This is a genomic window from Burkholderia sp. FERM BP-3421, from assembly GCF_028657905.1.
GTDB lineage: Bacteria > Pseudomonadota > Gammaproteobacteria > Burkholderiales > Burkholderiaceae > Burkholderia.
Genome location: NZ_CP117782.1, coordinates 428,617 through 452,763, shown reverse-complemented (window position 1 = coordinate 452,763; position 24,147 = coordinate 428,617). Strand labels below are relative to the sequence as shown.

18 protein-coding genes are annotated in these 24,147 nt (G+C 69.4%); 11 read left to right on the top strand and 7 right to left on the bottom strand.

Annotated elements, in window-relative coordinates; translation table 11 throughout:
• Positions 1-191: 191 nt before the first annotated feature.
• Genes Bsp3421_RS18270 through Bsp3421_RS18260 form a run of 3 tightly spaced genes read left to right on the top strand, consistent with a single transcriptional unit; the run spans position 192 to position 3,686 of the window.
• Entirely contained in the window at positions 192-1,241 is a 1,050-nt protein-coding gene (locus Bsp3421_RS18270) for a Fe(3+) ABC transporter substrate-binding protein (protein WP_274002204.1), read from the top strand.
• A complete protein-coding gene (locus Bsp3421_RS18265) occupies positions 1,231-2,907 on the top strand; it encodes an ABC transporter permease (RefSeq protein ID WP_274002202.1) in 1,677 nt (558 codons plus the stop codon). Before Bsp3421_RS18270 ends, Bsp3421_RS18265 begins: the two co-directional genes overlap by 11 nt.
• A complete protein-coding gene (locus Bsp3421_RS18260) occupies positions 2,907-3,686 on the top strand; it encodes an ABC transporter ATP-binding protein (protein WP_274002199.1) in 780 nt (259 codons plus the stop codon). Before Bsp3421_RS18265 ends, Bsp3421_RS18260 begins: the two co-directional genes overlap by 1 nt.
• Before the next feature lie 18 nt (positions 3,687-3,704).
• On the opposite strand, the gene Bsp3421_RS18255 is transcribed toward Bsp3421_RS18260, so the two are convergent.
• The 3 genes from Bsp3421_RS18255 to Bsp3421_RS18245 form a co-directional block, all read right to left on the bottom strand.
• A complete protein-coding gene (locus Bsp3421_RS18255) occupies positions 3,705-4,814 on the bottom strand; it encodes a hypothetical protein (protein ID WP_274002197.1) in 1,110 nt (369 codons plus the stop codon).
• A complete protein-coding gene (locus tag Bsp3421_RS18250; protein WP_274002196.1) occupies positions 4,811-5,374 on the bottom strand; it encodes a hypothetical protein in 564 nt (187 codons plus the stop codon). Before Bsp3421_RS18250 ends, Bsp3421_RS18255 begins: the two co-directional genes overlap by 4 nt.
• 131 nt (positions 5,375-5,505) lie before the next feature.
• Positions 5,506-5,967 carry an Lrp/AsnC family transcriptional regulator gene (locus Bsp3421_RS18245; protein ID WP_274002193.1) on the bottom strand — a complete coding sequence of 154 codons (462 nt, stop codon included), beginning with the start codon at positions 5,965-5,967 and terminating at the stop codon, positions 5,506-5,508.
• Between the two features lie 139 nt (positions 5,968-6,106).
• Here Bsp3421_RS18245 and Bsp3421_RS18240 point away from each other — a divergent pair, with 139 nt between their 5' ends.
• On the top strand, positions 6,107-6,733 hold the full coding sequence (locus tag Bsp3421_RS18240) for a cysteine dioxygenase (RefSeq protein ID WP_443111590.1): 627 nt from the start codon (positions 6,107-6,109) through the stop codon (positions 6,731-6,733).
• Between the two features lie 641 nt (positions 6,734-7,374).
• Here Bsp3421_RS18240 and Bsp3421_RS18235 read toward each other — a convergent pair.
• The 3 genes from Bsp3421_RS18235 to Bsp3421_RS18225 all read right to left on the bottom strand — a co-directional run bounded on the left by Bsp3421_RS18235 (position 7,375) and on the right by Bsp3421_RS18225 (position 9,107).
• Positions 7,375-8,019, bottom strand: coding sequence for an NAD(P)-dependent oxidoreductase (locus Bsp3421_RS18235; RefSeq protein WP_274002190.1), 645 nt, complete (start codon positions 8,017-8,019; stop codon positions 7,375-7,377).
• A gap of 115 nt (positions 8,020-8,134) precedes the next feature.
• Positions 8,135-8,596, bottom strand: coding sequence for an Rrf2 family transcriptional regulator (locus Bsp3421_RS18230; protein WP_274002188.1), 462 nt, complete (start codon positions 8,594-8,596; stop codon positions 8,135-8,137).
• An 88-nt stretch (positions 8,597-8,684) separates the two neighbouring features.
• On the bottom strand, positions 8,685-9,107 hold the full coding sequence (locus Bsp3421_RS18225; RefSeq protein WP_337995309.1) for a hypothetical protein: 423 nt from the start codon (positions 9,105-9,107) through the stop codon (positions 8,685-8,687).
• 353 nt (positions 9,108-9,460) lie between these two features.
• Between Bsp3421_RS18225 and Bsp3421_RS18220 the strand changes: the two genes are divergently transcribed.
• The 6 genes from Bsp3421_RS18220 to Bsp3421_RS18195 all read left to right on the top strand — a co-directional run bounded on the left by Bsp3421_RS18220 (position 9,461) and on the right by Bsp3421_RS18195 (position 21,546).
• Complete coding sequence (locus Bsp3421_RS18220) at positions 9,461-11,419, top strand: PhoX family protein (protein WP_274002185.1); 1,959 nt, start codon at positions 9,461-9,463, stop codon at positions 11,417-11,419.
• Positions 11,420-11,965: 546 nt separating this feature from the next.
• Positions 11,966-12,796 (top strand): IclR family transcriptional regulator, encoded by an 831-nt coding sequence (locus Bsp3421_RS18215; RefSeq protein WP_274002184.1) that lies wholly within the window; start codon positions 11,966-11,968, stop codon positions 12,794-12,796.
• 242 nt (positions 12,797-13,038) lie between these two features.
• Positions 13,039-14,349 (top strand): MdtA/MuxA family multidrug efflux RND transporter periplasmic adaptor subunit, encoded by a 1,311-nt coding sequence (locus Bsp3421_RS18210; RefSeq protein ID WP_274002182.1) that lies wholly within the window; start codon positions 13,039-13,041, stop codon positions 14,347-14,349.
• A 14-nt stretch (positions 14,350-14,363) separates the two neighbouring features.
• Positions 14,364-17,477: an MdtB/MuxB family multidrug efflux RND transporter permease subunit gene (locus Bsp3421_RS18205; RefSeq protein ID WP_274002181.1), complete on the top strand. Its 3,114-nt coding sequence runs from the start codon at positions 14,364-14,366 to the stop codon at positions 17,475-17,477.
• Positions 17,478-20,759: an efflux RND transporter permease subunit gene (locus tag Bsp3421_RS18200; protein WP_274002180.1), complete on the top strand. Its 3,282-nt coding sequence runs from the start codon at positions 17,478-17,480 to the stop codon at positions 20,757-20,759.
• A gap of 157 nt (positions 20,760-20,916) precedes the next feature.
• Positions 20,917-21,546: an SDR family oxidoreductase gene (locus tag Bsp3421_RS18195; protein WP_274002179.1), complete on the top strand. Its 630-nt coding sequence runs from the start codon at positions 20,917-20,919 to the stop codon at positions 21,544-21,546.
• Between the two features lie 33 nt (positions 21,547-21,579).
• Here the strand turns inward: Bsp3421_RS18195 and Bsp3421_RS18190 are convergent, their stop codons facing one another.
• A complete protein-coding gene (locus Bsp3421_RS18190; protein WP_274002177.1) occupies positions 21,580-22,125 on the bottom strand; it encodes a peroxiredoxin in 546 nt (181 codons plus the stop codon).
• 266 nt (positions 22,126-22,391) lie between these two features.
• Between Bsp3421_RS18190 and cdpA the strand changes: the two genes are divergently transcribed.
• Positions 22,392-24,140 carry a cyclic di-GMP phosphodiesterase CdpA gene (cdpA, locus tag Bsp3421_RS18185; protein WP_274004263.1) on the top strand — a complete coding sequence of 583 codons (1,749 nt, stop codon included), beginning with the start codon at positions 22,392-22,394 and terminating at the stop codon, positions 24,138-24,140.
• Positions 24,141-24,147: the final 7 nt, after the last annotated feature.

Below are 24,147 nucleotides of genomic sequence, written 5' to 3'. Positions count from 1 at the left end.
TCGAAGCGGGCATTCTACGCGCAAGCCCGCGCGACGCCCCCATCCCCGCGCATTTCTCCCCGCCCCGCCGCCGCGCCCCAAAGTTGATTCGCATTCGCATTCAACTTACAATCCGCTTTCTTTCATTTTTGTAATGTTCAATGCGCCGAGCCGGCGCGTCGCGGCCGCGCGGCCGATCCTCCGGAGGTTCCATGTACCCGACTCGCATCCCCCTGGTCCCGTTCGCCCGCACGCTCGCGCTGGCGGGCGCCGTCGCCGCGCTCGCGCTGCCCGCGCACGCGGCCGACGAGGTCAGCCTCTACACCACCCGCGAACCGAAACTGATCCAGCCGCTGATCGACGCGTTCACGCGCGACAGCGGCGTCAAGGTCAACACCGTGTTCGTGAAGGACGGCCTGCTCGAACGGGTCAAGGCGGAAGGCGCGAAGTCGCCGGCCGACGTGCTGATGACGGTCGACATCGGCAACCTGCTCGATCTCGTCGACGGCGGGCTCACGCAGCCGGTGCGTTCGAGCACGCTCGCCGACGCGATCCCCGCGAACCTGCGCGGCGCGAACGGCGACTGGTACGCGCTGTCGCTGCGCGACCGCGTGCTCTACGTGGAAAAGGATCTGAAGCTCGACGCCGTCCGCTACGAGGATCTCGCCGATCCAAAGTGGAAGGGCAAGGTGTGCATCCGCTCGGGCCAGCATCCGTACAACACCGCGCTCGTCGCCGCGATGATCGCGCACGACGGGGCGGCCGCGGCCGAGCAGTGGCTGCGCGGCGTGAAGGCGAACCTCGCGCGCAAGGCGACGGGCGGCGACCGCGATGTCGCGCGCGACATCCTCGGCGGCATCTGCGACGTCGGGCTCGCGAACGCCTACTATGTCGGCCACATGAAGCACGCCGAGCCGGGCACCGACGCGCGCAAGTGGGGCGACGCGATCAAGGTCGTGCGCCCGACCTTCGCCAATGCAAAGGGCGGCGGCACCCACGTGAACATCAGCGGCGCGGCCGTCGCGAAGCACGCGCCGAACCGCGACAACGCCGTGAAGCTGCTCGAATACCTGGCGTCCGCGCCGGCGCAGGCGCTGTATGCGCGCGCGAACTACGAGTATCCGGTGCGCGCGGGCGTCACGCTCGACCCGGTGATCGCGAGCTTCGGCCCGCTCAAGGTCGACGCGCTGCCGCTCGCCGAGATCGCGAAGCATCGCAAGCTCGCGAGCCAGCTGGTCGACAAGGTCGGCTTTGACAACTGAGGCGCTTGCGCCCCGCCGCCCTGCGTCGCGCGTCCCTCGCGTCGCGCAGCGCGGCTGGCTCGCGGCCGCGGCGCTCGTCGCGGCCGCGGTGCTCGCGCCGCTGCTCACGCTCGCCTGGGCCGCGCTCGACGCGGATCCCGCGCACTGGCGCCATCTCGCCGCCTTCGTGCTGCCGCGCGCGCTCGCGAACACGCTGCTGCTGCTCGCGGGCGTCGGCGCGATCGTCACGGTGGTCGGCACGGGCGCCGCGTGGCTCGTGACCGCCTATGACTTCCCGGGCCGGCGCATGCTGAGCTGGGCGCTGCTGCTGCCGCTCGCGGTGCCGACCTACATCGTCGCGTTCGCCTATCTCGACCTGCTGCACCCGATCGGCCCCGTGCAGGGCGCGCTGCGCTGGCTGCTCGGCTTCGACAGCCCGCGCCAGTTCCGCCTGCCCGACCTGCGCTCGCTGCCCGGCGCGATCCTCGTGCTCGGCTTCGTGCTGTATCCGTATGTGTATCTGAGCACCCGCGCGATGTTCGTCACGCAATCGGCGAGCCTCGTCGAGGCGGCCCGCACGCTCGGCGCGGGGCGCATCGAAACCTTCGCGCGCGTGGTGCTGCCGCTCGCCCGCCCGGCGATCGCGGTCGGGCTGAGCCTCGCGCTGCTCGAAACGCTGAACGACATCGGCGCCTCCGAATTCCTCGGCGTGCAGACCCTGACCGTCTCGATCTACACCACCTGGATCACCCGCTCGGATCTCGCCGGCGCCGCGCAGATCGCGGTGACGATGCTCGCGATCGTGGTCGCGATGATCGCGCTCGAACGCCACGGCCGCCGTCGCCAGCGCTACGCGCACGGCCGCCGGATGCGCGCCGCCGCGCCGCGGCGGCTGCGCGGCGCGGCGGCCGCGGGCGCCGCGTGCCTCGGCTGGCTGCCGGTGCTGCTCGGCTTCGGCGCGCCGGCCGCCTATCTGGTCGCGGAAACCGCGAAACGCATGCATCAGGTGGGCGGCGTGTCCGGCCAGTTGCTCGCGAGCCTCGGCAACACGCTGCTGCTCGCCGGCGGGGCGACGCTCGCGACGCTCGCCGGCGGCCTGATCGTCGCGTGGGCCGCGCGCAACCGCCGCGACAGCACGCCCGAGCGCGCGGGCCGCGCCTGCGCGCGTATCGCGAGCCTCGGCTACGCGGTGCCGGGCACGGTGCTCGCGATCGGCCTGCTCACGCCGCTCGCGCTGGCCGACCGCGCGCTCGCCGGCCTGCTCGGCCGCGACGGGCTCGTGCTGATGGGCTCGCTCGCCGCGCTCGTGCTCGCCTATACGATCCGCTTCCTCGCGATCTCGGCGGGCAGCATCGAGGCCGGGCTCGCGCGCATCCCGACCGCGCTCGAACAGGCTTCGCGCACGCTCGGCGAAAGCGCCGGCATGACGCTGCGGCGCGTGCACCTGCCGCTGCTGCGGCCCGCGCTCGTCGCAAGCGCGCTGCTCGTGTTCGTCGACGCGATGAAGGAATTGCCCGCCACCCTGCTGCTGCGCCCCCTCAACTTCGACACGCTCGCGACCTGGCTCTACGCGGAGGCCGCGCGCGGCACCTATGAGGAAGGCGCGGTGGCCGCGCTCGCGATCGTGCTGGCCGGGCTCGCGCCCGTGATCCTGCTCGCGCGCACCCCACTCAAGCCTGGACCCTGATGCCCGCTCCCCTGCTCGAACTGAACGCCATCTCGCTCGCCTACGACACGCCGGCCGGCCCGCGCGCCGTCGTCGAGCGCCTGAGCCTGTCGCTCGCGCGCGGCGACATCGGCTGCCTGCTGGGCGCGTCCGGCTGCGGCAAAAGCACCGTGCTGCGCGCGATCGCGGGCTTCGAACCGCTGCGCGACGGCACGATCGCGCTCGACGGCGCGGTGCTGTCGACGCCCGCGGGCGAGGTGCCGCCGGAACGGCGACGGGTCGGGATGATGTTCCAGGACTACGCGCTGTTCCCGCACCTGAGCGTGCAGGACAACGTCGGCTTCGGACTGCGGCGCGAGACGCGCGCCGCGCGCCGCGCACGCGTTTCGCAGATGCTGGCGCTGGTCGGGCTCGCGGATGCGGCGCGCGCCTATCCGCACGAGCTGTCGGGCGGCCAGCAGCAGCGCGTCGCCCTGGCGCGCGCGCTCGCGCCGGCCCCGGAGTTGCTGCTGCTCGACGAACCGTTCTCGAATCTCGACGTCGATACGCGCGAGCGGCTCGCGTTCGAATTGCGCGACATCCTGAAGGCGACCGGCCACACCGCGATCCTCGTCACGCACAATCAGGCCGAGGCGTTCGCGATCGCGGACCGGATCGGCGTGATGCGGGACGGCGCGATCGCGCAATGGGACACGCCGTACCGCCTGCATCATCATCCGGCCGACGCGTTCGTCGCGGACTTCGTGCGGCGCGAAACGCTTGCGGAAGAACGGCAGCGCGCGCTCGCGCGCGGGCGCTAGGCCCCGCGCGCCGGCCGCTCAGGCGCCCTTGTCCGGCTCGGCCGGCGGCGCCGGCTCGACGCGCCGGAGTTCGAGCCGCACGCCGCGGCGCAGCGCCTCGCTCAACGCGCCGTCCGCCGCCCCCGTCTCCACGCTCCGGAGTTCGAGCCGCACGCCCTGCCGCAACGCGTCTTCCGCCGCGCCGCCGCCCGCTGTCCCGGGCTTCTCCGGATGCGCGTACCCGAGCGGCAAGTCGCCGCCCTGGCGCAGGAATTCGCTGAGCGCCGCGTTGCGCCTGCGTTCGTCCGCCAGGTCGGCCGGCAGCGGCAGATGCAGCGCATCGAGCAGATCGAAGCGCCGCAGGTCGATCGCCGCGTTCATCATCGCGCCGAACGCGACCGCCGCCTCGACCGCCGCCCGATAGGCCAGCCGCGCCACGCCCGCGAACGCGATCGGCATCAGCCACCACCACCCCTTGTCGAACAGCAGCGCCAGCGACACCAGCGCGCACAGCAGGAACGTCACCACGAGCCGCACGGACATGTCGAGCTGGTTGCGCGCGCTGTCGACGAGGCCGCTCAGCGCATCGCCGAGGTACGGGTAGAGACGCGGCCAGATCACGATGCTGTCGAGCCCGTAGCGGTACGTGGCCAGATCCTCGGCCGCGCGCAGCGCGTTGCCGAGCCGGGTCGGCAGCACGCGCGACGCATCCGCCGGGTAATGGGCGGCGAAGCGGCGCGCCGCCGAGTCGAGCGCAAAGGCATCGGCCGTCCCGGGCTGCCCGTCATGCTGCATGTCGGCCAGCAGTTGCGCGCGCGCTTGCCGTTGACGCGCCACGCACCAGCGCCCCGGCCGCGTCGTCGCCAGCTTGCCCCAGTAGCCCTCGAACACCCGCACCAGCGCATCCTGCAACGGCATCGAGACGAACGCGAGCACCAGCACCGCGAACAGCAGCCCGGCCCAATCGGCGAGCGCGGCGGCGTCGAGCGCGGCCACGAAGCCGCGCCACGACGGCGTCGCGGCGGGTGCACCGGCCGCGATCAGGCTCGCGCCCACCAGCGCCACCACCAGCATCGGCAGGAACGCGACCAGGAAGAAGCGCGCCCCAAGCTCCTTGAAACCGGCGTCGAACAGCGCGTCGAATTTCATTGCGCCACCGGTTCCATGTGACGCGGCGGATGGTTGCGCATGCAGTTCGGCGGCGGCAGCCCGTCGAGCGGAATCGCGCTGACCGTGTGGCCGCACGCCGGGCACCGATATTCGCGCAGCCGATAGCGCGACTGTCCCGGCAAGCTGCCCAGGCCCGCGCCGCCGAATCCCGGCCGCGCGCTTTCGATCGCGCTCGCGGCGTCGTGCTCCCCGGCGCCGGGCATGTCATCGCGCCGACGGAGATCGAACGCCCGCAGGACATCCGCCCTGACGATCTCGAGCACGTCCGGCCCCAGTATCGGTTCGAGCGCCGACGAGTCGAGCGCGCGCACGAGCGACGCCTGCGTCACCGGCGTCACGATGCACGGCAGGTCGGCGCGCGCGCGGTAGAGGTACAGACCGAGCGTGTCGTCCGGGTGATCGACCAGGTAAGCCCCCACCCAGCTCAATACCGAGGTGATCCTGGCGCGGCGCGGCAGCGCGACGGGCAGCGTCGGCGGCGTGGCGAAATCGGCCGGTTCGACGCCAATCGCCTCGATCAGTTGCGAGAGTGCTTTCATCACTGCCTCCGTCCGCCCACGGGCCGGACGCCCGCCCGACCCGCGGCCGGCCCGGCGCGCGACCCTGTCTCAACGATAGGCAACCGTGCGCGACATGCAATCCGGGTTCGCCGCGCCCGCGCGCTCAGGCGTCAGACGCCGTCACGCACCGGCAGCGCGGTCGAGTACTTGATCTGCTCCATCGCGAACGACGAACTGACGTCGAACAGCGGCACCGCGCGGATCAGCTGCTTGTACACGCGATCGTAGTCGTCGATGCCGGACACGACGACGCGCAGCAGGTAATCGGTCTCGCCGCTCATCCGGTAGACCTCGACCACCTCCGGGATGTCGCGCACCGCCTGCGTGAAGCGCGCCGCCCACTCCTCGGTGTGCTGGTTGGTGCGCACCGCGACGAACACGGTCGTGCCGACGCCCAGCTTGCGCGGATCGCACAACGCCACCTGCGCGCGGATCGCGCCGGTTTCCTTGAGCCGCTGAATCCGCTTCCAGCACGGCGTCTGCGACAGGTTCACCCGTTGCGCCAGCTCGGCGATCGGCAGCGTCGCGTCTGCCTGAAGGAGTTCGAGCAATTTGCGGTCGATCGCATCCATTTCCCCAACCTCGTGTGGATAGAATTTTTTTCTATTGAAAAAGTAGATGGGGGAACAGTATGGAATCCCTTTCTCCGCGTCGACCGGTATAAATACGTATCCGTCCCATTGATCCCGGCGGGCGCTCCACGACGCGCCGATTCACCGATTTGCCGATGAATCCAGACGCCCAGCTTGCCCCGTTCGCCCCGGCCCGCCGACGGCCGGCGCGCCGGCCGCGCCGCGCATCGTCACGGCGCCGCTCGCGCGGCTGTGCGCGCGGCTCGATGCGGCGCTCGACGCGACCGCGCACCGCGCGGAACCGGCGCGGCATGCGCGCTTCGCGCGCGCGGCGCTCGCGGAGGCCGCCGCCGCATCCGGGCTCCTCGCGCCCGGGCAGCGTGAAAGCAGTGCGCACGCGTACCGCCGTCACCTGCTTGCCGCCGATCCGCTCGGCCGCTACGCGATCGTGTCGCTGGTCTGGCGCCCGGGACAATGGAGCCCGGCGCACGGCCATCGGACCTGGTGCGGTTACGCGGTGCTCGAAGGCACCCTGAGCGAAACGGCCTATGCCTGGCACGAAGCGGCCGGCCGTGCGAGCGCACTGCGCCGTCGGCCGCGCGCGCCGGGCGCGGTATCGTTCGTGCGCGCCGGCATGACGGGCATCCATCGGCTCGGCCACGGCGGCGAACCGCACGAAGCGCCCGCCGTGTCGCTGCACGTGTACGGCGTGTCCGGCGAGCGCATCGCCACCCACGTCAACGCGCGCGTCGACGCGGACGCCTGACGCGCCGCGCGGGATCACCGGATCATCCCGGCGGCGGAAAGCGAAGGAGACGCGCGAGGCCGACGCATCGGCCGCCGAGCGGCCCATGCGTCCGCGCGATCCTCCGCGCACGCACGCCCCCCCGCCTCGCCCGGCTTGCACGACCGCCATACAGCAACCCGACCCGCACATGAGGCAGCGCGCACGCCTGGCGCGCTGCGGCGCCGAACCGCCGCCACGTCCCCTGCGTCGGGAGGCACCATGCGCGATGCCGACATGGCGGCCGTCGGGCCCCCTCTGCGAACAGCTGGTCCGCCAACACGCTCCCACGCCCCGCCCCCCCGCCTCGCTCGACTCGCACGACCGTCACACGCCCCCCTGACTGTAGACAAGGCAGCGCGCGCGCCCGACACGCCGCGCGATCGGCGCGCCGGCTTGGTCTCCCGCGCCGGGAAACACGACGCTTGATGCCGATGGGTCGACCGGCCGGCGTCCCGTGCGAGCGCGCGGCCGCACCGTGCGTTCGACACGCGCCAACCCGACCCGCCAATAGACACTGCGCGGGCGCATCGATGCATGCGCCCGCGCAGCATGTCCCATGATCGGACCCGCGCGGTCCACGGGCCTGCCGGCCCCACGCGCCGGGCCGGCGCCGCCACGCGTCAGTAGGCGGCCGTCGCGATCCGGCGCACGAACGCGTCCTGCTCGAGCGCATCGACGAACGCGACCGCATAGTCCTCCGCCGAGATCTTGCTGTTGCCGTCCGCATCGGCCAGCAGCGCATCGACGCCGGTGCGGAAGCGACCCGTGCGCTCGCCCGGCGCGATCATCGCGGCCGGCGCGAAGAACGTCCAGTCGAGATCGTCCGCCGTCTTCAGGTACGTGAGCGCGTCGCGATGCGCGAGCGCGACCGCCTTGTACGCGTCGGGGAACCCTTCGGTGTCGACGAGCTGCTTGCCGGGCGCGACTTCGAGCGAGCCCGCGCCGCCCACCACCACCAGGCGCTTGAGACCGGCGCGGCGCGCGCCCTCGACCAGCGCGCGCGTCGCCGCGCCGACCTGCGCCGCATCCTCCTGCTTCGGACCGTAGGCGCTCGCCACGACATCCTGGCCGGCCAGCGCGGCCGCGACGCTCGCCGCGTCGAACAGGTCGGCCGCGCGCGCGGTCACGTTCGTCGCGCCCGCCGCGCCCGCCTGACGCGACAGCGCGGTCACGCGATGGCCGCGCCGAGCCGCTTCCGCGGCGATACGCGAACCAATCATGCCGGTGGCGCCAAACAAGGCGATGTTCAAAGTACGTTGGGTCATGCTCGTTCTCCGGTGAAGTCAATATGTAATCGTATTGATTACATTTAAAGGTAAAAAAAGCGGGGGGTTCCCCCCACGACTGCCTGTCCGGCCGGCGTCGCCGGCCCCATCCTGCTCACCCGCCGCGCGCGGCCGCGGCGGATGCTCCGTCTTGCGCCTCGGCGTCGAGCACGTCGGCCGTCACGTCAGCCAGCGTGCGCTGCGCGAGCGCGGCTTCCATCGCACGCTGCGCATCGCCGATGTACCCGGTCAACGCGCCCTGGATATGCCGCCCCACCATGCAGTCCGGGTTCGGCGCTTCGCGATGCAACGCGAACAGCTGCGCGTCGTCGACCGCACGGTATACGTCGAGCAGCGTGATGCTGCCCGGCTCCCGCGCCAGCAACGCGCCGCCACCCGCGCCGAGCTGCGAGGTGGTCATCCCGGCCGCGGCCAGCATCGACAGCAGGCGGCGGATCAACGCCGGATTGGTGTTGACGCTGCCCGCGATCACCCCCGACGACAAGGGCACGCCTTCCTGCATCGACAGCAAGGCAAGCACATGGACGGCGAATGCGAAGCGACTGCTCGTGTTCATGACTCACCTGTCCGGCGACGCGCCTGCGCCACCGCTCGACGACAATATGTAACCATCATAATTACATTTAATTGGAAACGCAAGTCCGTCATCCACCGGAGCGGGTACCGCTCGCGGCGCTGGCCGGCGCGGCCTGCTGGCTCCATTGCTGGAGCTTGCGGCCGGCGGCCTCGAGCTGAGAGCCGGCGGCCGCGGCGGCCTGCCCGAACACGGCCGAGGCCGCGCCCTGCAACTGCGCCTGGGCGGCCGCGGACACCGTGCTCGCGCTCAGCGGCGGCACCGCGGAAGCGGCCGAGGCGACGCCCCGCTTGGCCGCATCGAGCTGTTGGTCGACGAAGCCCGCGACCTGGTCGAGCTTGCGCGACGCCTGGGCGGCCGCCTGCGCGGCGGCGCTGGCCGCGGTGTCCGGCGGCGTCGGGGTGTCGGTCTTGTTGCAGCCGGCGAGCAGGCCGGCCGCAAAGGCGGCGCACAACGCGGCGCGCGGCCAGCGGCGAGGAGAAAGGGTGGACATCGTCATCAGCTCATGCGCCGCGCGCGGCGCTTCCAGGCAAAAAAACATCATACGACGGCCGGCGGGGCCCGCCGGCCGGGCGTGGGCAATTTTTACATCTCGCCGCGCGCTCGCGCCGGCCTCGAATCGGGTCCGGCACGGCCGGTTCGGCGCGGCCAGTTCGGCACGGCCGGTCGGTCGATTCGGCGCTCGATCCAGAAACAGCGGCGGCGATTGTCGAATCATACGGAATCAATTCAAAAAACTTTCATCTTCCATCCCTACACTGCGAACAAATTTTCAAACAGCCTGCTTGTTGCTTTCGTTTTCATAGAGGCCGGCGCCCACCCACGCTCACGATACTGGAACCCACGATGCCCGCGCAGCCCGATTCTTCCCGCCGCCACGTCCTGAAACTGCTGGCCGGCGCGCCGATGCTTCCGTTGAGCGGGCTGGCGCTGCCCGCGCTGCTGAGCGGCTGCGGCGGCGACGACGCGGCGACGCCCACGCCGACGCCCGCCGCGTTCGCGGCGGCGACCTTCGCGTCGATGGCCGCGCCGTCGCTCGACAATCCGGCCGCGATGGCGCAGACGACGGTCGGCTCGACGCTGTCCGTGTCGTTCGCCGACGGCAGCGCGCGCCAGTACAAGCTCGCCTACCGGCCGTTCTTCATGACGGGCGACCTCGTGCCGGACGGCCGGGGCGGCGCGATCCTCGCGGGCGGCTACTACGACATCCGCAACCAGCCGATCCGCGACACCTCGGTGGCGGGCAAGGAACGCCAGTTCTTTTCCGACTGCCCCGACGGCAGCTCGCTGCTGACGCTGCCCAATGCGCGCGTCGCCGGCGTGAAGGGCAACCCGGTGTTCGCGGTCGTGCAGTTCGAATACACGACGCGCGACCAGAAAGGCACGTCGGTCTACGGCCAGCTGCCGTCGCCGATCGCGGTGCTGACGCTCGACCAGGATCCGGCCACGGGCGCGCTCGCGCTGGTCAAGTATCACAACGTCGACACCTCGTCGGCGCACGGCCTGTGGATCACCTGCGGCGCGAGCCTGTCGCCGTGGAACACCCACCTGTCGAGCGAGGAATACGAACCGGATGCGACCCGCGCGGCGACCGATGCGCAGTTCAAGGCATTCAGCCTCAACACCTTCGGCAGCGAGACGACGGCCAACCCCTACCACTACGGCCACCTGCCGGAGATCACCGTGAATCCGGACGGCACGGGCAGCATCAAGAAGCATTACTGCCTCGGCCGGATTTCGCACGAACTGATCCAGGTGATGCCGGACCGGCGCACCGTGATGATGGGCGACGACGCGACCAACGGCGGCCTCTTCATGTTCGTGGCCGACCGCCCGGCGGACCTGTCGGCGGGCACGCTGTACGTCGGCAAGTGGAACCAGACCGCGGCGGCCGGCGCGGGCGCGGCGACGCTCACGTGGATTCGCATCGGCCACGCGACGAGCGACGGGATCGAGGCGCTCGCGAACCGCCTGAAGGCGTCCGACATCCTCGACGTCGCGACCAGCGATCCGGCGGATCCGAGCTTCACGAAGATCCATTTCAGCGGCAAGTTCAACTGGGTGCGCGTGAAGCCGGGCATGGAGCAGGCGGCCGCGTTCCTGGAAACGCACCGCTACGCGGCGCTCGTCGGCGGCAGCATGGCGTTCACGAAGCTCGAGGGCACGACCGTCAACGCGAAGGACAAGGTCGTCTACATGGCGATGTCGCGCATCGAGACCTCGATGGTCAAGGGCAATGCGGTGTCGCGCGACGTCGCGCTCGAGCGCAAGATCGCCGCCGGCGCCGTCTACGCGCTGAACCTCAAGGGCGGTCAGCGCGACCTCGCGGGCGGCGCGATCGACAGCGACTGGGTGCCCGTCGACATGAGCGCGCCGGCCGCGCTGGTCGGCGAGGATCTGGCGGCCGCCGACGCGCTCGGCAACCTCGCCCACCCGGACAGGATCGCCAACCCGGACAACCTCAAGTTCTCCGAAAAGCTGCGCACGCTGTTCATCGGCGAGGACTCCGGGATGCACGTGAACAACTTCCTGTGGGCCTACCACGTCGACCAGAAGACCCTCGCGCGCGTCCTGTCGTGCCCGGCGGGCGCCGAGTCGACCGGCCTGCACGCGGTGGACGAGATCAACGGCTGGACTTACGTGATGAGCAACTTCCAGCACGCGGGCGACTGGGAAAGCCCGCTGCACGACAAGGTCAAGCCCGTGCTCGATCCGCTCATCAACGGCAACTACCGGAGCCGCTTCGGTGCGAGCGTCGGCTACCTGACGGCCGAGCCGTCCGCGATCCGCCTCAAGAAGGGCTAAGCCCGCCCACCCGCTTCATCACGTTTCATTCGTCGCGGCGCTCCACGCCGGTTTGCGCGCGTGGCTCCTCGGAGCCGCGCGCTTTTTTTTTGCGCGCCGCCCCGCCCCAGCCCCGCCAGACTGATATCTCAGATCGCTATTTTGTCTCATATATTGGGATAGAAATTTTCCGCGTGCCGCCCGGGATCGATCGAAAAAGGCAAAAAAAAAGCGCCACGGAGACCGTGGCGCTAAAAAAGTTCTAGCCATTCCGAGGGCCGTGCTAGAACCTGAGAGACTGCATGAAACGTCGTTCCCATCTAAACAGCGAAACGATGTTTCGGAATTGAACGCATTCTTTCCTTTTCCGCAGGACAAGTCAAGCGAAAAATTATGATGTACGGTCTAATTTGCTGCACTGCGTGATTAAGTATTTCCCTAACAGACCAAGGGCAAGGCGATATAGTTGCATGTGATGCGCATGGTTCCGGAAATCCGCGCATCACTCGCATTTATCATACAAATTATATAATCTGAAATTACGTTTCGGAAAAAAGAGAGAAATCCGTGCCGACACCGACCACCGCTCAGATCCATTCCCGGGAACGCGACGCCGCGCCCGACGAAATCAGCGCGCTGTCCCGAGGGCTCTCGGTCCTGCGGCGCATCGCCGCCGCCGACGCCCCGGTCAGCAACCGGGAACTGACAGAATTAACAGGTATCCCGAAGCCGACCGTTTCCCGCATCACCGCGACGCTCGTCAGCGCCGGTTTCCTGTTCCAGCTGCCCGACAGTGAACGCTTCGTGCTGACCGCGTCGGTGTTGGAGTTGAGCAACGGCTTCCTGCGCAACTTCGACATCCGCGCGCGCTCGCGGCCGTTCCTCGCCGAGCTGGCCGAGCGCACCTCGCTGTCGGTCCACCTCGCGGTGCGCGACCGGCTCGACATGGTCGCGATCGACGTGATCCGGCCGCGCTCCGCCGTGCTGGTGACCCGGCTCGAAATCGGCTCGCGCATGGAGATCGCGCGCACCGCGGTCGGGCGCGCCTACCTCGCGGCGCTCGAACCGGACGAGCGGCGCGGCCTGATCGGCGCGCTGCAGGCCGCCGCGGGCGACGACTGGCCGCATGTCGTCGCCCGCCTCACGCCGGCGCTCGAGGAGGCGTCGCGGGACGGCTACGCGCTCGCGCTCGGCGAGTGGCGCGAAGGCCTGAACGCGATCGCGGCGGGCTTCGTCGGCCCGTCCGGGCAGCGCTACGCGGTCAATTGCGGCGGCGCCGCGCACCAGTGCCCGCCCGAATGGCTGCTGTCGACCGCCGTGCCGGCGCTGCGCGCGTGCATCACGCAGATCACGCGCGAGATCGGCGGCTCGCTGTGGCCCGCCACGGGCGACGCCTGAAACACCCCGGACGGCGCGCGCCACCTGACGCGCGCGCCAGCCCGATGTCACTTGACAGCCATCTGTAACGCACGTAACCCGATGAAAGATTGGATCGCTGGACGCTACCTGCCGGCGGGACGTAGCATCATGCAACTTCGCGCCGCCCGTCCGCGGCGCATCCCGCTCTTTTTCGCAGCGCAGGCCGGCCCACGAGGCCGCGCCGCTTCCGCGCGCCGCGCGCCCGCCAGCCCAATCGAACGATGGACAATCAACAAAAGCAATCACCCGCCGCTCCCCGTCCCACGGACACCCCGCGCTCCCGTCGCAAGCTGATCGCCTTTGGCGTACTCGCCGCCGTCGTGGCGGGGGGGCTGCTGTGGTGGCATCCGTGGAGCCGCGGCACCGGCGCGCCGGACAACGCGGCGAGCCAGGGCGGCGGCCGCAAGCGCGGCGGCCCCAGCGCGCTGGCGGGCCTGCCGCAGCCGGTGCAGGTCGCGAGCGCCACCCAGGGCGACATGCCGATCGTGCTGAACGCGCTCGGCACCGTCACGCCGCTCGCGAACGTGACCGTCAAGACCCAGCTGGCGGGCTACCTGCAGTCGGTGGCGTTCCAGGAAGGCCAGATGGTGCACAAGGGCGACGTGCTCGCGCAGATCGACCCGCGCCCGTACCAGGTCGCGCTCGCCAATGCGCAAGGCACGCTCGCGCGCGACCAGGCGCTGCTCGCGACCGCCCGCCTCGACCTCAAGCGCTACCAGACCCTGGTCGCCCAGGACTCGATCGCGACCCAGACGGCCGACACCCAGGCCTCGCTCGTCAAGCAATACGAAGGCACCGTGCAGACCGACCAGGCGGCGATCGATTCCGCCAAGCTGAACCTGACCTACGCGCGCATCACCGCGCCCGTGTCGGGCCGCGTCGGCCTGCGCCAGGTCGATCCGGGCAACTACGTGACGCCGTCCGACGCGAACGGCATCGTCGTGATCACCCAGCTGCAGCCGATGAGCGTGATCTTCACGACCTCGGAAGACAACCTGCCGTCGATCCTCAAGCAGGTCAACGCGGGCAACGCGCTGTCGGTGACCGCGTACAACCGCAACAACACCACGGCGCTCGCGACCGGCTCGCTCGCGACGCTCGACAACCAGATCGACACCACCACGGGCACGGTCAAGCTGCGCGCGAGCTTCGCGAACGCGGACAACATGCTGTTCCCGAATCAGTTCGTGAACACGCGCCTGCTCGTCGACACGCTGCGCGGCGCGACGATCGTGCCGACCTCCGCGGTGCTGACGGGCTCGATCGGCCAGTTCGTCTACGTCGTGAAGCCCGACAACACGGTCACCGTGCGCAAGGTCACGCCGGGCCCGGTGGACGGCGAGCGCACCAGCATCGCGGCGGGGCTCGCCGTCGGCGAGCGGGTCGTGACGGACGGCTCGGACCGGCTGCGCGAAGGCTCGACGATCATGATCCCGGCCGAGCGGCCCAAGCATGCGTCCGGCGCGCGCGGCGCATCGGCCGGCCACGCGGGCCATCACAAGAAGGGCGCGTCGCAAGCCCAATCGCAATGAGCGCCGCCTGAGCAATGAATCCGTCCCGTCTTTTCATTCTCCGCCCGGTCGGCACCGCATTGCTGATGGCGGCCATCCTGCTGGCCGGCCTCGTCGCGCTGCGGTTCCTGCCGCTCGCCGCGCTGCCCGAGGTCGACTACCCGACGATCCAGGTCCAGACCTTCTACCCGGGCGCGAGCCCCGAGGTGATGACCTCGTCGGTGACCGCCCCGCTCGAACGCCAGTTCGGCCAGATGCCGTCGCTGAACCAGATGTCGTCGCAAAGCTCGGCCGGCGCCTCGGTGATCACGCTGCAGTTCAGCCTCGACCTGCCGCTCGACATCGCCGAGCAGGAAGTGCAGGCCGCGATCAACGCGGCCGGCAACCTGCTGCCGTCCGACCTGCCCGCGCCGCCGATCTACGCGAAGGTGAACCCGGCCGACGCGCCGGTGCTGACGCTCGCCGTCACCTCGAAGACGCTGCCGCTCACCCAGGTGCAGGATCTCGCCGACACCCGGCTCGCGATGAAGATCTCGCAGGTCGCGGGCGTCGGCCTCGTGAGCCTGTCGGGCGGCAACCGGCCGGCGGTGCGGATCCAGGCGAACCCGCTCGCGCTCGCCTCGTACGGCCTGAACCTCGATGATCTGCGCACGACGATCTCGAACCTCAACGTGAACACGCCGAAGGGCAACTTCGACGGCCCGACCCGCGCGTACACGATCAACGCGAACGACCAGCTGACGAGCGCCGACCAGTACAACGACGCCGTGGTCGCCTACAAGAGCGGCCGGCCCGTGATGCTGACCGACGTCGCCAAGGTGGTGGCCGGCTCGGAGAACACCAAGCTCGGCGCGTGGGTCGACTCGGAGCCCGCGATCATCCTGAACGTGCAGCGCCAGCCCGGCGCGAACGTGATCCAGACCGTCGACAGCATCAAGGCGATCCTGCCGAAGCTGCAGGAAGCGCTGCCCGCCTCGCTCGACGTGCAGATCGTCACCGACCGCACCACGATGATCCGCGCCGCCGTGCGCGACGTGCAGTTCGAGCTGGCGCTCGCGGTCGCGCTCGTGGTGCTCGTGATGTACCTGTTCCTCGCCAACCTCTACGCGACCATCATCCCGAGCCTGTCGGTGCCGCTGTCGCTGATCGGCACGCTCGCGGTGATGTACCTGTCGGGCTTCTCGCTGAACAACCTGTCGCTGATGGCGCTGACCATCGCGACCGGCTTCGTGGTCGACGACGCGATCGTGATGATCGAGAACATCGCGCGCTACGTCGAGGAAGGCGAGGCGCCGCTCGAGGCCGCGCTCAAGGGCTCGCGGCAGATCGGCTTCACCATCATCTCGCTGACGGTGTCGCTGATCGCCGTGCTGATCCCGCTGCTGTTCATGGGCGACGTGGTGGGCCGCCTCTTCCACGAGTTCGCGATCACCCTCGCGGTGACCATCGTGATTTCGGCGGTGGTGTCGCTCACGCTCGTGCCGATGATGTGCGCGAAGCTGCTGCGCCACACCCCGCCGCTCGAAAGCCACCGCTTCGAGACCCGCGTGCACGTGCTGATCGACAAGGTGATCGCGCGCTACGGCGTCGCGCTCGAATGGGTGCTGAACCGGCAGCGCGCGACGCTCGTCGTCGCCCTGCTGACGCTGGTGCTGACGGGCGTGCTCTACGTGGTGATCCCGAAGGGCTTCTTCCCGGTGCAGGACACCGGCGTGATCCAGGCGATCACGCAGGCGCCGCAGTCGGTGTCGTATCAGGCGATGGCGGAGCGCCAGCAGGCGCTCGCGGCCGAGATCCTGAAGAACCCCGACGTCGAGAGCCTGACCTCGTTCATCGGCGTCGACGGCGCGAACATCACGCTCAACAGCGGCCGGATGCTGATCAACCTGAAAGCGCGCGACGCGCGCAGCGAGACGGCGAGCGAGATCATCCGCACGCTGCAGCAGCAGGTCGCGCACCTGCCCGGCATCTCGCTGTACATGCAGCCGGTGCAGGATCTGACGATCGACTCGACCGTCAGCCCGACCCAGTACCAGTTCATGCTGACCGACCCGAATCCCGACGAATTCGCGACCTGGGTGCCGAAGCTCGTCGACCGGCTGAAGAAGGAGCCCTCGCTCGCCGACGTCGCGACCGACCTCCAGCAGAACGGCCAGTCGGTCTACATCGAGATCGACCGCGCGACCGCCGCGCGCTTCGGCATCACGCCCGCGACGGTCGACAACGCGCTCTACGACGCCTACGGCCAGCGCATCGTGTCGACCATCTTCACGCAGTCGAACCAGTACCGCGTGATCCTGGAATCCGAGCCGCAGATGCAGCACTACACCACCTCGCTGAACGGCATCTACCTGCCGGCGGCGGGCGGCGGCCAGGTGCCGCTGGCGGCGATCGCGACCTTCCACGAGCGGCCCTCGCCGCTGCTCGTCACGCACCTGAGCCAGTTCCCGGCGACCACCATCTCGTTCAATCTCGCGCCCGGCGCGTCGCTCGGCGAGGCGGTCAAGGCGATCGAGGCCGCCGAGAAGGAGATCGGCCTGCCCGGCTCGTTCCAGACCCGCTTCCAGGGCGCGGCGCTCGCGTTCCAGGCCTCTCTGTCGAACCAGCTGTTCCTGATCCTCGCCGCGATCATCACGATGTACATCGTGCTCGGCGTGCTGTACGAGAGCTACATCCACCCGATCACGATCCTGTCGACGCTGCCCTCGGCGGGCGTCGGCGCGCTGCTCGCGCTGATGATCACCGGCCACGACCTCGACATCATCGGCATCATCGGCATCGTGCTGCTGATCGGCATCGTCAAGAAGAACGCGATCATGATGATCGACTTCGCGCTCGAGGCGGAGCGCGTCGAGGGCAAGTCGCCGCGCGATGCCATCTACCAGGCCTGCCTGCTGCGCTTCCGGCCGATCCTGATGACCACGCTCGCGGCGCTGCTCGGCGCGGTGCCGCTGATCGTCGGCTCGGGCTCGGGCTCCGAGCTGCGCCAGCCGCTCGGGATCGCGATCGCGGGCGGCCTGATCGTGTCGCAGGTGCTCACGCTGTTCACGACGCCCGTGATCTATCTCGGCTTCGACGCGCTCGCGCGCCGCCTGCGCGCGCTGTTCCACCGCGACGGCAACGCGGCCGGCGCCCATCCGGATGCGTAAATGAACCTGTCGCGTCCGTTCATCACCCGCCCCATCGCGACCGCGCTGCTCGCGCTCGGGATCGCGCTCGCCGGGCTGTTCGCGTTCATCAAGCTGCCGGTCTCGCCGCTGCCGCAGGTCGACTTCCCGACCATCTCGGTGCAGGCCTCGCTGCCGGGCGCGAGCCCGGAGACCGTCGCGACCAGCGTGACGAGCCCGCTCGAGCGCCACCTGGGCTCGATCGCCGACGTCACCGAGATGACCTCGTCGAGCTCGGTCGGCAACGCGCGCATCACGCTGCAGTTCGGCCTCGACCGCGACATCGACGGCGCCGCGCGCGACGTGCAGGCCGCCATCAACGCGGCGCGCGCCGACCTGCCCGCGAGCCTCAAGAGCAATCCGACCTATCGCAAGGTGAATCCCGCCGATTCGCCGATCATGATCGTGTCGCTGACCTCGAAGACCGCCTCGCCCGCGAAGCTGTACGACGCGGCCTCGACGGTGCTGCAGCAGTCGCTGTCGCAGATCGACGGGATCGGCCAGGTCAGCGTGAGCGGCTCGGCGAACCCCGCGGTGCGCATCGAACTGGAGCCGCACGCGCTGTTCCACTACGGAATCGGCCTGGAAGACGTGCGCGCCGCGCTCGCCTCGGCCAACGCGAACAGCCCGAAGGGCGCGATCGAGTACGGCCCGAACCACTACCAGCTCTACACCAACGACCAGGCGTCGCAGGCCTCGCAGTACAAGGACCTCGTGATCGCCTACCGCAACAGTTCGGCCGTGAGCCTGTCGGACGTGTCGAGCGTGGTCGACTCGGTCGAGGACCTGCGCAACCTGGGCCTCGCGAACGGCCAGCGCGCGGTGCTCGTGATCCTGTACCGCACCCCGGGCGCGAACATCATCGAGACCATCGACCGGGTGCGCGAGGCGCTGCCGCAGCTCGCGGCCGCCCTGCCCGCCGACATCCAGGTGACGCCGGTGCTCGACCGCTCGAAGACGATCCGGGCGTCGCTGCGCGACACCGAGCACACGCTGCTGATCGCGGTCGGCCTGGTCGTGATGGTGGTGTTCCTGTTCCTGCGCAACTGGCGCGCGACGCTGATCCCGAGCATCGCGGTGCCGATCTCGATCGTCGGCACCTTCGGCGCGATGTACCTGCTCGGCTTCTCGATCGACAATCTCTCGCTGATGGCGCTGATCGTCGCGACGGGCTTCGTGGTCGACGACGCGATCGTGGTGCTCGAGAACATCTCGCGTCATATCGAGAACGGCAAATCGCGCATGCAGGCCGCGTTCGACGGCGCGCGCGAGGTGGGCTTCACGGTGCTGTCGATCAGCCTGTCGCTGGTCGCCGTGTTCCTGCCGATCCTGCTGATGGGCGGCATCGTCGGGCGGCTGTTCCGCGAATTCGCGCTGACGCTGTCGCTCGCGATCGGCGTGTCGCTGATCGTGTCGCTGACCCTCACGCCGATGATGTGCGCGCGCCTGCTGCCGGAAGCCCACGACAAGCGCGACGAAGGCCGCCTCGCGCAGTGGCTGGAACGCAGGTTCGAGGGGCTGCAGCGCGGCTACGAGCGCACGCTGTCGTGGGCGCTGCGCCATCCGCTGACGATCCTCGTCACGCTCCTGCTGACGATCGTGCTGAACGTGTGCCTGTACATCGTGGTGCCGAAGGGCTTCTTCCCGCAGCAGGACACCGGGCTCCTGATCGGCGGGATCCAGGCCGACCAGTCCACGTCGTTCCAGGCGATGAAGCTCAAGTTCTCCGAGATGATGCGGATCGTGCAGGCGGACCCGAACGTCGCGAGCGTCGCGGGCTTCACGGGCGGCGCGCAGACCAACTCGGGCTTCATGTTCGTGTCGCTGAAGGACAAGAGCGAGCGCAAGCTGTCCGCCGACCAGGTGATCCAGCAGCTGCGCCCGCGCCTGTCCGACGTCGCCGGCGCGCGCACCTTCCTGCAGGCGGCGCAGGACATCCGCGTCGGCGGCCGGCAGAGCAACGCGCAGTATCAGTTCACGCTGCTCGGCGATTCGACGGCGGACCTCTACAAGTGGGGGCCGATCCTGACCGAGGCGCTGCAGTCGAAGCCGCAGCTGACCGACGTCAATTCCGACCAGCAGCAAGGCGGCCTCGAATCGATGGTGACGATCGACCGCGCGACCGCCGCGCGGCTCGGCATCACGCCCGCGCAGATCGACAACACGCTGTACGACGCGTTCGGCCAGCGCCAGGTGTCGACGATCTACAACCCGCTCAACCAGTACCACGTGGTGATGGAGGTCGCGCCGCAGTACTGGCAGAGCCCGGAGATGCTGAACCAGATCTACATCAGCACGACGGGCGGCAGCGCGAACGGCTCGCAGACCACCAACGCGGCGGCCGGCACCTTCGTCGGCGCGGGCGCGGCCGGCACGAGCGCGACCAGCGCCGCCGCGATCGCGTCCGATTCCGCGCGCAACCAGGCGCTCAACTCGATCGCGGCGAGCGGCAAGTCGAGCGCGTCGTCGGGCGCGGCGGTGTCGACCTCGCAGTCGACCATGGTGCCGCTGTCCACGATCGCGACCTTCGGGCCGAGCACGACGCCGCTCGCGGTCAACCACCAGGGGCTGTTCGTCGCGACCACGATCTCGTTCAACCTGCCGCCGGGCGTGTCGCTGTCGGACGCGACCCAGACGATCTATCAGACCATGGCCGAGATCGGCATGCCGCCGACCATCACGGGCAGCTTCCAGGGCACCGCGCAGGCCTTCCAGCAGTCGCTGAAGGATCAGCCGATCCTGATCCTGGCGGCGCTCGCGGCGGTCTACATCGTGCTCGGCGTGCTGTACGAGAGCTACATCCACCCGGTCACGATCCTGTCGACGCTGCCCTCGGCGGGCGTCGGCGCGCTGCTCGGGCTGCTGCTGTTCCGCACCGAGTTCAGCATCATCGCGCTGATCGGCGTGATCCTGCTGATCGGGATCGTGAAGAAGAACGCGATCATGATGGTCGACTTCGCGATCGACGCGTCGCGACAGGGCAAGTCGTCGTTCGACGCGATCCACGAGGCGTGCCTGCTGCGCTTCCGGCCGATCATGATGACCACCATGGCGGCGCTGCTCGGCGCGCTGCCGCTCGCGTTCGGCAACGGCGACGGCGCCGAGCTGCGCGCGCCGCTCGGGATCGCGATCGCGGGCGGCCTGATCGTCTCGCAGTTGCTGACCCTCTATACGACGCCCATCGTGTACCTGTACATGGACCGGATCCGGCTGCGCTGGGAGCGCCGCCACGGCGCCGGCACGCCGGCCGGCGCGAGCGAGTAAGCGCCCGCCCCCGTCGCCCGACGCGGCGACGGGGGCGCACACCACCCATCTTCCCTGCGCGTCACCGACGCCGCGCCGATTCGGCATACACTTGTAGGCTGCCCGTTCGCCCCCATCTCGGTTTGAACGCAGGGTATCCAAGGCAAGGAGTGGCTTCATGGCGATGAAGGTATTGCTGATCGGCGCGACCGGCCGCACGGGCGTCGCGCTCGCGGACCTGCTGCTCAAGCAGCAGGATTTCGAGGTGACGGCGCTGGTCCGCCAGCCCGATTACGCGCTGCCCGGCGCGAAGGTGATCGTGGCCGATCTCACCGGGGATTTCTCCGGGGCGTTCCAGGGCGTGACCCACGCGATCTACGCGGCCGGCTCGGCCGAATCGGAAGGCCCCGCCGAGGAGGAGCAGATCGATCGCGACGCCGTGGCGCGCGCGGCCGAGTACGCGAAGGCGCACAACGTGCAGAAGCTGGTCGTGATCAGCGCGCTGTCCGCGTACCACCCGGAACGGACGGACGCAGCGCTGCGCCACTACGCGCAGATGAAGCGCGAGGGCGACGACCGCGTGATCGCCTCCGGCGTCGACTACGTGATCCTGCGGCCGGGGCCCTTGTCGGACGGCCCGGGCGTGGGCAAGATCGCGCTCGCGGAAGCGCGGCCGGACGATCCGGTGCCGGTGGCGCGACAGGACGTGGCCTGGGCGGCGATCGAGGCGATCAAGCTCGGCATCTCGCGCAAGACGATCGGCTTCGTCGGCGGCACCGTGCCGATCGAACAGGCGCTGCGCGCCTGACCCGGCGGCGGCGCGCGCCGCCGCCCGCCCCGCTTACTGGCGATGGGCCGCGGCCCAGGCCTTCACGGCCGCCAGCGTGTTCTCGACGTGCTTGTCCGGCGACATGCTCGTGTACTCATACAGGATCTTCCCGTCCGGCGCGATCACGTAGGACACCCGGTTCGCCTTGTCGACCATCGGCAGCTTCGCGTCGTACGCGCGGATGATCTTCGCATCCGGGTCCGCCGCGACCGGGAACTTGCTGCGGCACTCGCTGACCGAGAACTTCGTGAGCGTGCCGATATCGTCAGCCGAAACGCCGATCACCGTCGCGCCGTATTGCTTGTACGAATCGACCGCTTCCGCGAACGCGTGCGCTTCGATCGTGCAGCCCTTGGTGAACGCGGCCGGATAAAAATACAGCACCACCGGCCCCTGCTTCAGCGCATCGGCGAGCGCATACGTGTAAGTCTTACCGCCCAGCGATGCCTCGGTGCTGAAATCGGGCGCGGCGTCGCCCGTCTTCAGCACGGCCTGGGCCGTCAGCGCGTGGCCCGCGATCAAGGTTGCCGCGACGGGCATTGCAAGTTTTCGCTTCATCTGCGTCCTCATTTCTAATAAAGTCAGGCTCGACCCGCGAGCCGATCACGTTCGCATCCCGAACGCCCGAGTCATTCGGGCACCGCTTTCATTCTCAACGCTAAAGAATCGGCCCAAAGCGCCGTTATTGCATCCGGACAACCGGTTCCAGCCTTTTCACGCCAGCGAGAAACATGGAAGCCAACAGGAACAAGATGCCCCGCAAGGGCTCCTGGCGCACCGCCCTTCACACGCTCCGCCGCCTCGCCTGGTCAGGCGGCGCGCTGATGCCGGCGCGCGCCGGCTCCGGCGCGCCGCGCGACGACGATACGGTTCGCAACTGGCTGGAGCAGACCGTGGGCGCGGTCGATTTTCTCGCGCATGTCGACCGCGACCTGCGCTTTCTGTATGTGTCGGATGCGAGCCTGCGCTTCATTGGTTACCACCGTGATTACCTGCGCACGCTGACGCTGCGCGACCTGATTCCCGATCAGGATACCGCGACGCTGGAAGCGCTGCTTGCGCGCGCGTCGCACAGCGGCGCGGTCGAGAAGGCGACGATGTGCATCGTCAAGTCGCTGACCTACCCGCTCGACGTCGAGTTGCGGGCGGTGCGCAGCCGCCACCACGGCATCGAGGGCTATGCGATCGCGGCATTCGACGTGTCGTCGTGGCGCGCGATCGAGGCGCGGCTGACCTACGAGCTGCATCACGACCCGATGACGGGGCTCGACAATCTGTCGGCGCTGATTCCGGCGCTGATGCAGGCGCAGCGGATCGCGGACGAGCATGGCACGTGCGCGGCGCTGCTGCTGCTCGATCTCGACGACTACCAGCGGATCAACCGCGCGCTGGGCTACGACGCGGGCGACACCCTGCTGCGCGACACCGCGCAGCGCCTGCAGGGGATGATCGCGCCGGGCGAACGGCTGGCGCGGGTGGCGAGCGACAAGTTCGCGGTGGTGTTCACCGCGCCGACACGGACGCGCGCGGCCGACACGGCCGAATCGCTGGCGCGCCGGTTGCAGACCGCGATCCAGCAGCCGTATGCGTACGAGGGGCAGCCCGTGCATCTGTCGGCGAGCATCGGGATCGCGCTGTACCCGGAAGAGCGCAGCGCGTCGAAGCACGCGCAGCACCACAGCCCGCTCCTGCGGCGCGCGGACCATGCGCTCGCGCAGGCGAAAGCGTCGGGCGGCAATGCGCTGGCGTTCCACCTGCCGGCCGACGATCCGGCGGATGCGGAGCGGCTGAAGCTGGAGGCGGACCTGTACGACGGGGTGCGCAACGGCGAGTTCTCGCTGCACTTCCAGCCGATCACGAAGAGCCGCACGGGCGGCGTGGTCGGGGTGGAGGCGCTGATCCGCTGGCACCATCCGGTGCACGGCCTGGTGCCGCCGGCGACCTTCATCCCGCTCGCGGAATCGATCGGGCTGATCAACTACCTGGGCAACTGGGTGTTGAAGGCGGCGTGCATGCAGCTGGTGTCGTGGGACCGCCAGGGGATTGCGTTGCAGTACGTGGCGGTGAACGTGTCGCCGCAGCAGTTCCGGGATCCGCGCTTCACGCAGAGCGTGCGGGACGCGATTGCGCTGACGGGCATCGACCCGAAACGGATCGTGCTGGAGATCACCGAGAGCCTGCTGATGCACGACCCGTCGCATGCGAAGGCGCTGCTCGAAGAAGTCACCGACCTGGGGATTCGTTTCGCGGTCGACGATTTCGGCACGGGCTATTCGAGCCTGGCGTACCTGCAGCGCTTCCCGCTCGCGAAATTGAAGATCGACCGGAGTTTCGTCGAGAACCTGTTGACGTCGCGCAATGACCGCGCGATCGTGTCGGCTGTCGTCGGCATCGCGCAGACGCTGGAGCTGGAACTGGTCGCCGAGGGCGTGGAGACCGAAGCGCAGCGGGTGCTGTTGACCGAAATGGGCTGCAACCACATACAAGGCTGGCTCGTTTGCCAGGCGCTGCCGTCCGAGGAATTGGCGCAGCGCTTCGAGGCACGGGAGCTGCGCCTGCACGAAGCGGCGTGACGACAGG

What these genes read in the sequence shown, in the direction of transcription:
- cdpA (WP_274004263.1), top strand. Translation starts at nt 22,392, where the DNA reads ATGCCGGCGCGCGCCGGCTCCGGCGCGCCGCGCGACGACGATACGGTT.
- Bsp3421_RS18235 (WP_274002190.1), bottom strand. Translation starts at nt 8,019, where the DNA reads ATGACCCAACGTACTTTGAACATCGCCTTGTTTGGCGCCACCGGCATG.
- Bsp3421_RS18225 (WP_337995309.1), bottom strand. Translation starts at nt 9,107, where the DNA reads ATGTCCACCCTTTCTCCTCGCCGCTGGCCGCGCGCCGCGTTGTGCGCC.
- Bsp3421_RS18245 (WP_274002193.1), bottom strand. Translation starts at nt 5,967, where the DNA reads ATGGATGCGATCGACCGCAAATTGCTCGAACTCCTTCAGGCAGACGCG.
- Bsp3421_RS18250 (WP_274002196.1), bottom strand. Translation starts at nt 5,374, where the DNA reads ATGAAAGCACTCTCGCAACTGATCGAGGCGATTGGCGTCGAACCGGCC.
- Bsp3421_RS18210 (WP_274002182.1), top strand. Translation starts at nt 13,039, where the DNA reads ATGGACAATCAACAAAAGCAATCACCCGCCGCTCCCCGTCCCACGGAC.
- Bsp3421_RS18260 (WP_274002199.1), top strand. Translation starts at nt 2,907, where the DNA reads ATGCCCGCTCCCCTGCTCGAACTGAACGCCATCTCGCTCGCCTACGAC.
- Bsp3421_RS18270 (WP_274002204.1), top strand. Translation starts at nt 192, where the DNA reads ATGTACCCGACTCGCATCCCCCTGGTCCCGTTCGCCCGCACGCTCGCG.
- Bsp3421_RS18205 (WP_274002181.1), top strand. Translation starts at nt 14,364, where the DNA reads ATGAATCCGTCCCGTCTTTTCATTCTCCGCCCGGTCGGCACCGCATTG.
- Bsp3421_RS18195 (WP_274002179.1), top strand. Translation starts at nt 20,917, where the DNA reads ATGGCGATGAAGGTATTGCTGATCGGCGCGACCGGCCGCACGGGCGTC.
- Bsp3421_RS18190 (WP_274002177.1), bottom strand. Translation starts at nt 22,125, where the DNA reads ATGAAGCGAAAACTTGCAATGCCCGTCGCGGCAACCTTGATCGCGGGC.
- Bsp3421_RS18200 (WP_274002180.1), top strand. Translation starts at nt 17,478, where the DNA reads ATGAACCTGTCGCGTCCGTTCATCACCCGCCCCATCGCGACCGCGCTG.
- Bsp3421_RS18230 (WP_274002188.1), bottom strand. Translation starts at nt 8,596, where the DNA reads ATGAACACGAGCAGTCGCTTCGCATTCGCCGTCCATGTGCTTGCCTTG.
- Bsp3421_RS18220 (WP_274002185.1), top strand. Translation starts at nt 9,461, where the DNA reads ATGCCCGCGCAGCCCGATTCTTCCCGCCGCCACGTCCTGAAACTGCTG.
- Bsp3421_RS18255 (WP_274002197.1), bottom strand. Translation starts at nt 4,814, where the DNA reads ATGAAATTCGACGCGCTGTTCGACGCCGGTTTCAAGGAGCTTGGGGCG.